At 38.5% G+C, this 12,680-nt stretch carries 12 protein-coding genes; 10 read left to right on the forward strand and 2 right to left on the reverse strand.

The window, feature by feature from the left end; translation table 11 throughout:
* The first annotated feature begins 3 nt into the window (after positions 1-3).
* From BLP50_RS03570 to BLP50_RS03600, 7 genes are all read left to right on the forward strand, one after another.
* Positions 4-468, forward strand: coding sequence for a hypothetical protein (locus tag BLP50_RS03570; protein WP_090151136.1), 465 nt, complete (start codon positions 4-6; stop codon positions 466-468).
* A 17-nt stretch (positions 469-485) separates the two neighbouring features.
* The gene (locus tag BLP50_RS03575) at positions 486-1,829 is read left to right on the forward strand and encodes a hypothetical protein (protein WP_090151141.1); all 1,344 of its coding nucleotides are present in this window, start codon (positions 486-488) and stop codon (positions 1,827-1,829) included.
* A 46-nt stretch (positions 1,830-1,875) separates the two neighbouring features.
* Positions 1,876-2,679 carry a hypothetical protein gene (locus BLP50_RS03580; RefSeq protein WP_090151144.1) on the forward strand — a complete coding sequence of 268 codons (804 nt, stop codon included), beginning with the start codon at positions 1,876-1,878 and terminating at the stop codon, positions 2,677-2,679.
* A 135-nt stretch (positions 2,680-2,814) separates the two neighbouring features.
* The gene (locus BLP50_RS03585; protein WP_090151148.1) at positions 2,815-3,402 is read left to right on the forward strand and encodes an SMI1/KNR4 family protein; all 588 of its coding nucleotides are present in this window, start codon (positions 2,815-2,817) and stop codon (positions 3,400-3,402) included.
* Between the two features lie 6 nt (positions 3,403-3,408).
* On the forward strand, positions 3,409-4,329 hold the full coding sequence (locus BLP50_RS03590; RefSeq protein ID WP_090151151.1) for a hypothetical protein: 921 nt from the start codon (positions 3,409-3,411) through the stop codon (positions 4,327-4,329).
* Between the two features lie 166 nt (positions 4,330-4,495).
* The gene (locus BLP50_RS03595) at positions 4,496-6,616 is read left to right on the forward strand and encodes a hypothetical protein (RefSeq protein WP_090151154.1); all 2,121 of its coding nucleotides are present in this window, start codon (positions 4,496-4,498) and stop codon (positions 6,614-6,616) included.
* A 13-nt stretch (positions 6,617-6,629) separates the two neighbouring features.
* Complete coding sequence (locus BLP50_RS03600) at positions 6,630-7,574, forward strand: hypothetical protein (RefSeq protein WP_090151157.1); 945 nt, start codon at positions 6,630-6,632, stop codon at positions 7,572-7,574.
* A 57-nt stretch (positions 7,575-7,631) separates the two neighbouring features.
* On the opposite strand, the gene BLP50_RS03605 is transcribed toward BLP50_RS03600, so the two are convergent.
* Both BLP50_RS03605 and BLP50_RS03610 read right to left on the reverse strand, forming a co-directional pair.
* Entirely contained in the window at positions 7,632-8,306 is a 675-nt protein-coding gene (locus BLP50_RS03605; protein WP_090151160.1) for a DUF4956 domain-containing protein, read from the reverse strand.
* On the reverse strand, positions 8,303-8,956 hold the full coding sequence (locus BLP50_RS03610) for a polyphosphate polymerase domain-containing protein (RefSeq protein WP_176753666.1): 654 nt from the start codon (positions 8,954-8,956) through the stop codon (positions 8,303-8,305). The genes BLP50_RS03605 and BLP50_RS03610 overlap by 4 nt, the downstream gene beginning before the upstream one ends.
* A 107-nt stretch (positions 8,957-9,063) precedes the next feature.
* Here BLP50_RS03610 and BLP50_RS03615 point away from each other — a divergent pair, with 107 nt between their 5' ends.
* The 3 genes from BLP50_RS03615 (at position 9,064) to BLP50_RS03625 (ending at position 12,675) form a co-directional block, all read left to right on the forward strand.
* Positions 9,064-10,707, forward strand: a complete 1,644-nt coding sequence (locus BLP50_RS03615) for a CotH kinase family protein (protein ID WP_090151169.1) — start codon at positions 9,064-9,066, stop codon at positions 10,705-10,707.
* A 204-nt stretch (positions 10,708-10,911) separates the two neighbouring features.
* Positions 10,912-11,331: a DUF6548 family protein gene (locus BLP50_RS03620; RefSeq protein WP_090151172.1), complete on the forward strand. Its 420-nt coding sequence runs from the start codon at positions 10,912-10,914 to the stop codon at positions 11,329-11,331.
* Positions 11,332-11,451: 120 nt separating this feature from the next.
* On the forward strand, positions 11,452-12,675 hold the full coding sequence (locus BLP50_RS03625) for a polysaccharide biosynthesis C-terminal domain-containing protein (protein WP_090151176.1): 1,224 nt from the start codon (positions 11,452-11,454) through the stop codon (positions 12,673-12,675).
* The last annotated feature ends 5 nt before the right edge of the window (positions 12,676-12,680 follow it).

Raw genomic sequence — 12,680 nt, forward strand, 5'->3', positions numbered from 1 at the left:
TCCATGCAAATTGATTATGTAAGTGTTTTTGAACGATTAAGAAAAAGAGACATCTTGTATGGTGGAAATAATAATTTTGCAGTAAGAAGAGAAATTGAGCCTTTTATAAATTTTGAAGATAAAAATGAATTATTGGCATATAAATATTTGTTAGTGCAGTATGAGTTTTATGTATTCCATTCCTTGCATTGTATGGATGCGCTTAGGGCTGGTGGCAATGAGATGAATCTTTCTGAAAGAGGATTTACAAGTTATGAAATTGCAACAGCGAGGACTCTGCTAAAGCGATATGGGAATGGATTCAAGCGAAAAAGATATTTGTATGAGGCAAATATAAAGATAGAACTTATTGCACATACAATCTGTTTGATATTAGAGAATAAATCTCTTAGTTCTATACCAGAAGATATAGTTCAATCAGCTAGGCGTAGAATGAAATATTCAAACGAAGTTTTGAAAATGGTGTAAACCTTTAGGAGTTAGAGATGAAAAATAAGATTCTAATTGGAATAATAGCAGTAGTATCATTGCTTTTAATTGCAAGTATTGTTTTATCGAAACTTGGAATAATAGATGGAGGCGAAGCTTCTGCAAAAGAAAAAGATGTAGAAATCATTAATAGTGTAGAAGATTTAGAAGATGGACATCTATACATTTGGAAAAATTGTGAAGGTAAAAAGATTACTGCAGAGGACAATGAATTTATTCTTTGTCCAAAGGGCAATAGCAATCTTAAAAATAAAGATAAGGATTCCTCTGAAGCTAATTATACTGTTTGGATAGATACAAAGGATGACAAGTTGATTCCTACTGTGACTCGAGCTGATAAAATTATATATGTAAGTAAGAAAGAAGTGCCAGATACTTACGATTTTCTTCGAATGTATGAAAATGGTTACTCCATTGGAGTGACATCATTAAAACCAGATGCTGCAGGTCATTATTATTTAACCTATATGCAGACTAATGCTAAGGATTTTAAGCAATATGTTAATACAGATAGTGATGCAGGAGATTTAGCTGGACTTAGTGTACAAAAACTGTATCTAGAAAAGGTTGGCAAAGCAAGTCTTACTGAAGATAATGTGACAGAAAGTGGAATTGTTACTGGACTAAAAAAGAATGAGCAATATGTTTGTGAGTTTTATACGGGCACGTATTTTCAGGATTATATGTTGACTGCAAATCAGCATACATTTACGGAGTTTGAGGATTTTGAGTGCCATGGATATGATTTTTTGCATTCAAATTGTATATCTGTAGATATTCCAGAATGGTTATGCAGTGGATACTATTACCTAAATGGCGAAGCACTTTTTAGATTTGTAGATGACGAGGATGTAGAAGCCTATAATGGCATGCCATATGATGAAAATATCGACTGGAATGTTCCATTGCTTCAGTATGATGAGTATGGAAAAGTCATCTATGATCCATCAAAGCCAGAGTTTAATGAAGAGGGCGAGGAAGTTGATGCGGAAGATACTGAAGAATTGGAAGAGGAAGTACCAGAGGTAGCTTCTCCATCTACGGCAGAGTGGAAATACACTATTGATAGTACAGATCCATTCTGTGCTGTAATAAAGCTTACCCCACTTGAGAATGCTGGACCTGCGACTCTCATGTTTACAGATTCAGAGGGCAATGTAGAGATGATAGAAGAAAAAGATAATGAGATTACATTGAATCTAGAGGAAGCTGTTGCAGGTGAATGTCAATTTGCACTAGAAAATATTTCAGGTCGTACTTTCTCAGTTCTGTATTCGACAGGTGATACATACTATGGACCAGAAGAAGTTCTTATGGAAAAGGAACCTGAGGGAAACTAATGTTGTAAAGTGTATTTGTTCAGTTTACTAAAGGAGAGGACTTGTTATGAAAAATATTAAGAAGCTTTTAGGAATTATGATGGCAGCAACTGTTTTAGTTGGTTGTGGTAAATCAAGTGATGACTCAGTAAAGGATTCTTCACCAGAAGCTGGTCAGACAGTTGAGGAATCTAAGGAAGAAGATGCAGCAGCCTTTGGAGAAAAAACTGCATCAGAGAATCCACTTTCAGATGATACTAAGGCAAAAATAGATGCTTTAGATACTAATTATAAAAAGGTAAATTGGGATGTAGTTTATAGTGCACCAGATAATGATGGTATAGTTATTTCAGAAACAGCGTATTTTGATAAGCAGGATAGCCTACACAATATCTTGGTAGTAGCTTATACAAATGTTTCGGACCAAGCAGTAAAGTTTTCTTGTGAAGGATATATAGAAAATGCATCGGGAGATGTGGTTGCTGATATATTTGAATCTGATGTGGAATTGGGACCAAATAATACAATTGCCATAAAATATGATAGTGAATATGATGAGCCGTCGGGAAATGTCAGATGGAATAATTTTTCAGTAGAACCATCAGATAAAGAGTATGTACCTTATGAAATCAATACGGAATTGACAAAAAAAGATCAGTTTTACTATATTGAGGCAACATATTCTTCGGACAGTGAAATAGATTCTATGTTTATGCCAATGGGATATGGCTATGTACTAGATAAAGATGGTCATATTATTGGCGGTGGAGAGGAAGAGAATATTCCTGGTGATACAGTTAATACTTGGGCGGAGACTTATGAAGGAGAGAACGCGGATACTGTTTTCTTTAAAAACATATATAATCATTAATAGTGTAATTGAGAAATACCAGGGATGATTATTCCTGGTATTTTTCCTATAATGATAAATATATGAAATGATTGTTTTATATTAAAGATAATAAATGATATGAAAAATTATTTATTAGAGCGGAGGATATAGGAAATGTATAAAGAAATGATGGTATCAGAGAATAATGAATTAAAGGATGTAATTGAGGAGTTACTTGAGTACTGCGATATAAAAGAAGAAGCCGGTGAGTTGGGCAGAACTAATTTTTCTGACCCAGTAAGTGAAGATGAGATTTTGGAATGGGAGAAGGAAAATGGCATTAGTATTCCAGAATCATATAAACAGTGGCTAAGATTTTCAGGTGACTGCACAATTGATGGCACAACTGCGTCATTTTTCTCGCCAAAGAATTTTAGAACAGAGTATGTACCAGATGACTTGATCATCATCGGAGAGCAAATTGGTGATGGCGAAGTTGTATGCTTTTCAAAAGAGACTGGGGATATTGTGAGCTTTTTTGAAGGAAGCATCAATTACGAATATGGCACTTTTGATAAAGCGCTAAAAGAAATAATTCGTTTGATGGGAAAGCCTGAGGAGGTTAAAGAGGAAAGCGAACTAGAAAGATTAAAAAGATTAAGAGAAAACATAAAATCAAATATGGATGGAACAGATAGAGATAAGAGAAGACTTCAAAGAATAAAAGAGTTTGATGAGAAAATAAAGGCTTTGGAGGGATAAGAACTTATGAATCTAGACGTATTTGAACAACGGTTCTTTGATAGTGAATTTAAATCAAAGAAAGAAATGACAAAAGCCTTTAATGAGCTATCAGTAGATGATAGACTGGATTTCCTTGATGAATTATCAAAAGAAGAGAAGACAAAGTTCATTTCCGATATCCGTACCCAAGCTGTCAAAGATTTCTGGACCCACGAACAATCCCTCATAAAAGAAGGAAAGTGTACTAGAGACTGGACTCCGAATCAGGTAGAAGATATTTTAAATATTTCTGAGAAGACAGGAATGGAGAGTATCAATGGCGATGCAGCTATTGATATTAATGGAAAGAAATACTTTGGACATCACATGATGAATGTAGCAGAGTATCCGGAGTATGCAGGTGATTGGAGGAATATCCAAGCGTTAGATTACAACGAGCACTACCAAGGGGCTCATGCAGGTAATACAAAGAATCCAACCAGAGCTTACTATGAACCAGAAACGGGAAAAAATATTCCTGTGGATTTATCAAAATTAGAAAAAGGTGCAGATGTTAAATCTGGTCAGGGATATATTCCGGAGAAAAAATGTATTTTTAAATCTGATACAGAAATAAATAATAGTTATTCAAAATATGGAAGCATTAATTCTGGCGAAAGCTTAGCACTAAAAAATATTGAATTGTCCAAGAGTTCAAAAGGTTCACAAGAAGATTTCTTTAGAGGGCATGATGTAGCTAAACGTTATGGGTGTAAAGACTTCGCAAATAAATTTGGCGTAGATGTACTTCCAACAAATGTAGCTGAAAAAAGTAATATAATAGACAGAAATGATAGTTATTCAAATGAACCAGTGAAGAATAACAAGTCTAAGATGCGGATAAATAATGCCCAACACATAAGTAGAACACAGAAACAGAATATGAGAAGACAGATTTCTTTATAAAAATTTATATAGAATAAGTTGATTTAGAATACCAGGATTAAAAGTCCTGGTATTTTTTGCTTATATTTAATAAAAAATAAATTTTAATTTTATTTTTGGAAAAAACCAGCTGATTTTTATTGAATTAAAAATAGTGTTAAAAATACATAGAAAAGGAGATGGGATAATGGCTAGTTTATTTGGGAAGATTAGAAAGAGATTAAGAAGAAGGCGCGCTGCAAGGAGGCCAGAGGCAAGAGTAGAAGCAAGACCAGAGGCAAGACCAGAAGCAAGGCCAGAAGAAGAGAGTAACATAAGCCTGCGGCGAAGACTTAATGAAAGATTGAATATGTACATTAGAGCAGCAGATGTTATAAGAGAAAACTATGACTTAAATCCGAATGAAGCAGATAGAATTCTTGAACAATATGATAACGCCATAGACATTTTGAATATATGTAATCGAGAAAACGAATTAGGTATAGTAAGCGCATTCCCTGTAAATGATAATGATATTAATGATATCACTTATAATTATTTGTACAGTAATGGGGTGGATCCTAATACTATGCAGTTTTACAGAGCGGAAGAATGGTATTCTCCAGATACTATGGCTAGAATGAGAAACACCAATCCTCCACTGAATCCGCAACAAGAACGCGCAAGGCAGAGAGCCATATATAGTAACATGCCGTTACCACGCACCCCTGAAGAATATGCGGAACAGCGCGCGAGATATAGAAACGAGCCGTTGCCACTAACTCCTGAAGAAGCAGAACAGCGCGCGAGACAATTGAATCCAGATAATCAGAGAAATAGTAATGTCCGACATCGACGTAATCCTGTGGCGCGAGGAAATATGAATAGACCACTTTCTACGATAATAGAGGAAGGGAGTGAAAATAATCAACCCACCAATCAACTAAAAGTAGAGGCAGCTCGAGGGCAGCACAGGCAAGAACAAGGGCAGGGGGAAGCAATAAGACGTATAGGTAATAGTTCTACAGTCGAAGAAATTCATATTCCGCCACGCGGGGCTAGTCTTAACACTAGATATAATATAAATACAAGATTAAATGTTGTATCTCCGGCAAATGGTTATAGGAATGCTGAGCATACACCAACACCTAATGCGAGTGAGAGTAATTCAACAGGCCCAGAGGATCCCCCACGAGTGGATAGTCTTAACTATAATGGAGCTGAAAGTGGAAGACCAATACAAGCAGAGGCAGCTCGAGAGCAACAGAGGCAAGAACAAGGAGAGATTGCACAACCTGACACAGGCATAGCTAGGAATTCTACACAAGGTGACCACAGAAATTCTCCTAGGGTAGCTAGAGTTCAGCATGGTAATGCTAGAAGACCTGAACAGAGAATATCTACTGTAGAACCAAATGTAATGGATAATAACTCCAATAATAATATAGATATTCAAGAGGCAGAAAATAATAATATTGCAGCAGCTTCTGCTCATGAGAGTGAGCGTAATTCGGAAGCCCATGGGGAAAGGTATCATGGGGATGAGATTTTCTCGCATTACTTAGCAGATAGCGAGAGTGAGAACAATTCAGTACACGAAGAAGTACAAGACGGTAATAGTACAGATGAAAGTTCGATAGTGGAGAATCCCCAACGAGTGGATAGTCTTAACAATGATACGGATGTAAGACCATTAGCTGCTAGTAATATATCAAGTGAAACACCACCTGCACTACCCAAACGAGTATCTAGCCATCCTGTTGTCAGAGCTTTTGATGATAGATTGAACCAAGATAAACTTGAGCCGTACCTTAAAAGAGCAGATATAGATGTGACGGTAAGTAATGAAACCAATGTAGATACTGAGTCCATACATGTAGAAGTTGGATACGAAACAACTGAAGGGTCAGAGATTGGAGAAGCAGAAAATAATAATAATGCAGCAGCTTCTGTTCATGAGAGTGAGAGTAATTCAGCTGCCCAAGAGGAAGAGGTTAATGAGAGTGTTGCGAATTCGGTACACGAAGAAGTTCCATACGGTAATAGTACAGATGAAAGTTCGATAGTGGAGGATCCCCAACGAGGAGAAAGTCTTAACAATGATACGGATGTAAGAGCTGATAATTCTTCTATCGAAGCTGGTAGTGATAACGCGCATAATTCAGGCTATTTTTCTTCTGATATAAGTCATAATCGCGGTACTTATGATCGAATAAGTTCTGATAGTAATTCTAAAAGAAGAAATAGCGGTCAACTTGTCAAAGATGATTCTAATCAGCAGACAAATAATCAAAATAATCAAAGAAGGAATAGTCAGTCAATTGGATAAAGGAGGTGAATAAATGGCTAATTTATTTAAAAAAATTAAAGAAAAACTAAGAGGGAATTCTAAAAGAAAGTTGAATGAGAGACCAGAAGAAAGACTGGTGAGAGGAGGAACTGTACGTTTCTGGGAGGTCAATCCAGATAAAAGAGAGGCCGAAATTCAAAATGCAGCAATAGATTCTGCTCTTGAGAACACTGGAATTTTGAGTGATAATCAAGAAGCTATTGTGAATGATATTCTTTCTGCTTACGGTGCTGGACAAAACGAAAGTATACGACAAAAATTTCCGCCACGATGGGCTAGCCTTCACCGTGATGGAAAGGATAGACGATTGCGGAACGCATCTACTGCAGAAGCGAATGGAATGGAAAATAATAATACAGATAAAAGAAAGTCAGAAAACTATAATAGACCAACGGCAGACACGGTTCAAATGTCATATATTTCTCCAGATAAAAGACAAGCAGCTACTTATAATTCTGCAACTAATCCACTACGATGGGCTAGTTTAAACTATACTAGAAATCATGGTGCAATGGCTCAATCAGCGGGAATGGTTTATTCCTCATATATTCATCCAGATAAAGGAGAGGCAGAAAGCTATAATTTCTCCACTGATTCTGTTATTGCAAGCAATAATATTTCAGACTACCATAGTGATAGAAGTACAAATTCTGAAATAGGAAATGGAAGGAGCGCACAGGCAAAAGGTAAGGGAAAAGAAGTAGCCTCAGAAGAGACAATAAGTTCAAGAAGAAGTAGTAGTACGGATATTAATGATTTAATATATAGAGAATTAGGGCAAGGAGGAATTAGTAGTAACGCTAGATCTGCTTCTAGTGGGCGTGATGCAGGAACATCCTCAGCCCCAAATAAAAAGCAACTTGTCAGAAATGATTCTTATCAGCAGACAAATAATCAAAGAAGGCATAATCAGTCAATTGGAGCAAGGAAGAATTAGAATAAACCAACAGGCCCTGTGCTACGTGTGCACAGGGCCTGTTCATTATATGCTATCTTAGTTCTTAACCTCGCCCTCATGCTCCATGAGAGTAGCAGATATTACACTGCCAAGGCTGACAAGTTCATTTACCATGTCGCTGCCAGATTTTGTCTTCACCTCGATGATGAGAGTCACAGCTGAGCTTGTTGCTGACTTTGAGTCTACCTTGAAGCTAGATGCATTTTTCTTAACAACATCCATTGCCTGCTTTTCTGCAGCAGAATCATTTAATTTTAAAATCAAAAGCTGTGGTGCTGAAAATGCTGGAACAAGATTTAAAAGCACGATTCCGATTGTAACAAATACAGCGATAAGTACGCCTAGTGAGAAAAGGCCTGCGCCGCAAATGATACCAGTGCCGATTGACCAGAACAGGAAGAGCAAATCCATTGGCTCTTTGATGGCTGTTCTAAATCTTACGATAGAAAGAGCACCGACCATACCAAGAGAAATAACAAGATTTGACTGCATCGCTAAGATGATGCCGGCTGTAATCTCTGAAATGATTGCCATTGAGATGGCGTAGTTCTTATTGTAGAAGCTGCTTCGGGTGATGAAGCGATACACCATGAAAATGTAAAGTGCAATTAGGAATGTCTCTATTAAAACAACTGAAACATATTTTGCTGACATATCAGCTGTAGAAAAACTCTCAAGAACTGATTTCTTAATAATATCTGAAAAACTCATGATAATACCTCTCTTACTATTGCGTATTTTGAAAATGATTGTCGCTGTAAATTATTAATATCAACTAGCTGTAAAATGTGTCGTGGTAAAAACTCGTCGTATTTTACCTCAAGTATGTGCATGCCAGGATTCATAACTGGCAGGGCAAATTCCTCATCGTTGTCCAGGAAGCGCTCCACCTCGGTGCTGCCGCGCAAGTTCATGTCAAATGTGATTCGTACATTTCCCGCTGGCTCAACAAATGCACATCTGTCATATTCTACAATGCATTTTGGCTGCATTCCCGATTTTAGGTTGGCAGCTAAAAGTTCTGTGGTGAGACGTCCATTTGTCTCATCATAACCACCTGCCAGATAGCTTTTAACCTGGTTAATATCAAGGCTCTCTGACTTTTTTTTAGTCATGCCCCGCTTTTTATATTTTTTCTCCAGATTAATGTAGTCTAAATTGCCACGGTAAAAACGGATTCTATATTTAAATCGATCGTCGGTGCCCGCTAGATTTTCACCTAAACAGCTATCAAAATAATCATCGAAATAAAGGCTTCTAATGGTGTAAAAATCACCCTGCTGATGTTCGTCATTTTCCATAAATGGCGCCAGCCTGTATCTCAGTTTTTCGATAGTTAAATCAGACACCATAAATTTCAATTCATGGCGATATTCCAATTTTACTTCCTCGCTATTAGTTATTGTTTCAAAACTCGATATTGCTATAATAATACATAAGTATTTTGAAAGGCAAACTATTTAGATAAATGACAAAGAAAAAATTAACCTCAATAGTGATTATTGGGATTTCATTGATAATAGCAGCAGTGGTTTTGGTTACTCACAAAAGCGATATTGCAGTGACTCATTCCGCTGATTTATACATAGATGATGCTGCCTATGAGAGCATTGTCACTAGCCGTATGCCAAGTGAGCTGCCCCTGACTATCAATATTTCTTTTGATGGGCAGAGCCTTATCTATGACAGCGATACCAATAGTTTTTACTATTCTGTTGTGGAGAATTCTGACACTGCTTTTTGCCCGGAGGTACTCACCGATGAGGGGCTGACTGTATCCCTCCACGGCCCTGAGATTTCTCCGGAGATTATTGCGGCTAATCAACCTATAGAACTTGTTATTTATAATAAGGAAAGTTTTAGCATAGCAAATCTTGTTTGCACCACTCTTCCTGTGATGAACGTGGCAATTGATGAGGCTACTGTGGCAGAGCAGGGCCTTGATGATACATTTGACATCATTTCTTATACGGGAAGCTCTATTTATGTTTTTGACAACCGGGCTGATTTTGACGACGTGAGCCGCACCACTATTTCCGATGCAAAAATCAGACGTCACGGTCAGTCTACTGCAGGCTACCCATTAAAGGGCTATCGCTTCAGCCTTCTTTCAGATAAAAATGATTTCGAGGGAGAAAAAAGAAAAGAGAATCTCCTGGGCCTTCGAAAAGATGACGACTGGGTGCTGTCCGCATCATATCGTGATTACGAAAAGGTGAGAAATGTTTTCTCCATGAATCTCTGGTATGAGTCCTGCACTGACCATAATGAGTGGAAGGTAAATAATTCTACCCAGTACAAATACATCGAGCTGTTTTTCAATGGTCACTACCATGGCCTATACGCCCTATGCTACAGGATTGATGCCAAGGAGCTTGGCACCGGCGAGGGTGAGAGTACCTTTAAGAAAAAGGACTGGACCATGAGTGAGTACGACCTGGATCTTACATATGAGGAGTATCCTGATGGCTCAGGTGGCGCATACGTGTTGCCGGGATATTCTATAAAAGATGGTGATGCAGCCGACTACAACACTTTGCTTCAGCTCTATATAAATATGAATTATTCTCCTGACCCTAATGTTGTCAGGATGACCACTGACATGGACAATGCCATCGACCTTTGGCTCCTTTATAAATTGACTCAGGCGGTTGACAATGTCTACGGTGGCAATGTTAAAAATATGTACGTGACCATCAAAAATTCAGACCAGGGTATCGAGGGCCATGAGCTTCTTTTTACACCTTGGGATATGGATCAGACTTGGAGATATGTTTCTGAGGCTGCCGAGGGTCAGTACAGCAGGCCAGATTATGATTTGCCTCTAGAGTGGGGTACTGTTTATCGCCTTATTGCAATTGGCGATGCTACTATCAATTCCGAGATAAAGGAGCGATATCAAGAACTTCGCGCAGATGCTTGGTCTGATGAAAATATTTTGGCAATGCTTGATGAATACGAGGCTGACATTTATGGCTCGGGCGCATTTGCCCGTACACAGGCAAAATATATGGCAGGCTCCTACAACGACCCAAGTGTTGGTCTATCAGAATTTAAATCTTATGTGTTAGCAAGGCTTGCTTGCATGGATGCATATATCCAGTCACTTTGACATAGGCTATCAGTGTCCTTAGACTATCCGGTAAGGAAGATTAGCATTACCGTATAGACGATATAAATTCTATGAATTAATTATGGAGTTACACCATAATGGATTTTTTTACGATATAATTAATAGGGATAATTTAATAATTGATTAGTGTTTGAATTGGAGTTATGGACACATTTATTGAGTGATAACTGAGAGGGGAAGGTTATGGCAGGTTCAAAGATTAAGGGGCAAACACGAAAGACAAATGAGCGTTTCTTCGACGAGTACAAGATATTTGACGAGATACTTTGCGAGCGTTTTAATGTACCGGAGCACGGTGTTACTGAATACATTAAGCGCATGAAAGAGGCGGTGACGGAGGCTAGAGAGGCAATCCCAGAGTGGGATGTGACCTATCAGCGTCTTAATAATATAAAAAAGCGTTCCGATGGCTTGAAGAGTCAGGAGCTGACCTTTGATGATTTTCAGGGCAAGGACGAGGATGTGGTCTGGATGAATATCTTCTGCGAGAAGATGGATGCAAATGCAGATCCACTTTCAAAATATTCTACCATGAGCTTTACCTATAAGAGACGCAGCAAGACTTTATTGCAGCGTATAATGGAGGCGCTGAATTTGGGGTAGATTAAAAACGTAGTAACATTAAAACAAGTATGCCGGGGGTGTACTTGTTTTTTTATTGTGCTATAATTATACAGATTATGTGCGCCTATATTTATTTGGCGCTATGACAGGAGAGAAAAATTGAAGATTCTGATTACCGGTGCAGCCGGATTTGTTGGGAAAAATTTAGTAGAGACTCTTAAGTGCGTAGCTGACGGCAGAGACCGTTTCCACGGCATCGACGCTGATGAGCTAGTTGTTTACGAGTATGATATGGATTCCACCCCAGAGGAGCTTGACCGCTACTGCAGCGACTGCGATTTTGTTTTTAATCTTGCAGGTGTCAATCGTCCAAAGGATAATAGTGAGTTCATGGCTGGCAATTTTGGATTCGCTAGCACACTTTTAGATACACTTAAAAAGCATGGTAATACATGCCCTGTTATGCTTTCATCTTCTATCCAGGCCACACTTCTTGGCCGCTACGCTGGTAGCGAGTACGGACAGAGCAAGCTTGCAGGCGAGGAGCTTTTCTTTAAATATGAGCAGGAGACAGGAGCCAAGGTTCTTGTGTACCGTTTCCCTAATCTTTTTGGTAAGTGGTGCAGACCTAATTACAACTCGGCAGTTGCTACTTTTTGCAACAACAAGGCTAACGACCTTGAGATTACTGTCAATGATCCGACTACAGAGCTTGAGCTTGTATATATAGATGATTTGGTAAATGAGATGGTGGACGCTCTTAGAGGCGACGAGCATCGCTGTGATTTTGATGGTGAGGGACAGGTGGTTCCTGACACAGCTGGCAAATATTGCTTCGTTCCAGTTACTCACCATGTTACTTTGGGAGAGATTGTTGAGCTCCTTGATAGCTTTGTGGCTCAGCCTAAGACACTTCAGATGCCAGCCATTCCAAATGGCTCATTTGCGAAAAAGCTTTACAGCACATATCTTAGCTACCTTCCAAAGGACAAGGCATGCTTTGATTTGAAAATGAATGTAGACAATAGAGGCTCATTTACAGAGCTTTTAAAGACAGCTGACCACGGTCAGTTCTCGGTTAATATTTCAAAGCCTGGCATTACAAAGGGCCAGCATTGGCATCATACTAAGTGGGAATTTTTTATCGTAGTTTCAGGCCACGGCTTGATTCAGCAGCGCCGTGTAGGCCTTGATGCTGATGGCAATCCATTCCCAGTTATCGAGTATGAGGTTTCTGGTGAGAAGATTCAGGCGATTCACATGCTTCCTGGATACACTCACAACATTATCAATCTTTCAGATACACAGGATTTGGTTACACTTATGTGGGCTAACGAGCAGTTAGAGCAAAACCGCCCAGATACCTACTATGAGGAAGTATAGTGTAT

The sequence above is a fragment of the Pseudobutyrivibrio sp. AR14 genome, assembly GCF_900101325.1.
Classification (GTDB): domain Bacteria; phylum Bacillota; class Clostridia; order Lachnospirales; family Lachnospiraceae; genus Pseudobutyrivibrio.

Bases quoted from the DNA above. Each gene is read 5' to 3' on its own strand.
- BLP50_RS03605 (WP_090151160.1), bottom strand. From the start codon at position 8,306: ATGAGTTTTTCAGATATTATTAAGAAATCAGTTCTTGAGAGTTTTTCT.
- BLP50_RS03620 (WP_090151172.1), top strand. From the start codon at position 10,912: ATGGCAGGTTCAAAGATTAAGGGGCAAACACGAAAGACAAATGAGCGT.
- BLP50_RS03580 (WP_090151144.1), top strand. From the start codon at position 1,876: ATGAAAAATATTAAGAAGCTTTTAGGAATTATGATGGCAGCAACTGTT.
- BLP50_RS03570 (WP_090151136.1), top strand. From the start codon at position 4: ATGCAAATTGATTATGTAAGTGTTTTTGAACGATTAAGAAAAAGAGAC.
- BLP50_RS03585 (WP_090151148.1), top strand. From the start codon at position 2,815: ATGTATAAAGAAATGATGGTATCAGAGAATAATGAATTAAAGGATGTA.
- BLP50_RS03590 (WP_090151151.1), top strand. From the start codon at position 3,409: ATGAATCTAGACGTATTTGAACAACGGTTCTTTGATAGTGAATTTAAA.
- BLP50_RS03595 (WP_090151154.1), top strand. From the start codon at position 4,496: ATGGCTAGTTTATTTGGGAAGATTAGAAAGAGATTAAGAAGAAGGCGC.
- BLP50_RS03600 (WP_090151157.1), top strand. From the start codon at position 6,630: ATGGCTAATTTATTTAAAAAAATTAAAGAAAAACTAAGAGGGAATTCT.
- BLP50_RS03575 (WP_090151141.1), top strand. From the start codon at position 486: ATGAAAAATAAGATTCTAATTGGAATAATAGCAGTAGTATCATTGCTT.
- BLP50_RS03615 (WP_090151169.1), top strand. From the start codon at position 9,064: ATGACAAAGAAAAAATTAACCTCAATAGTGATTATTGGGATTTCATTG.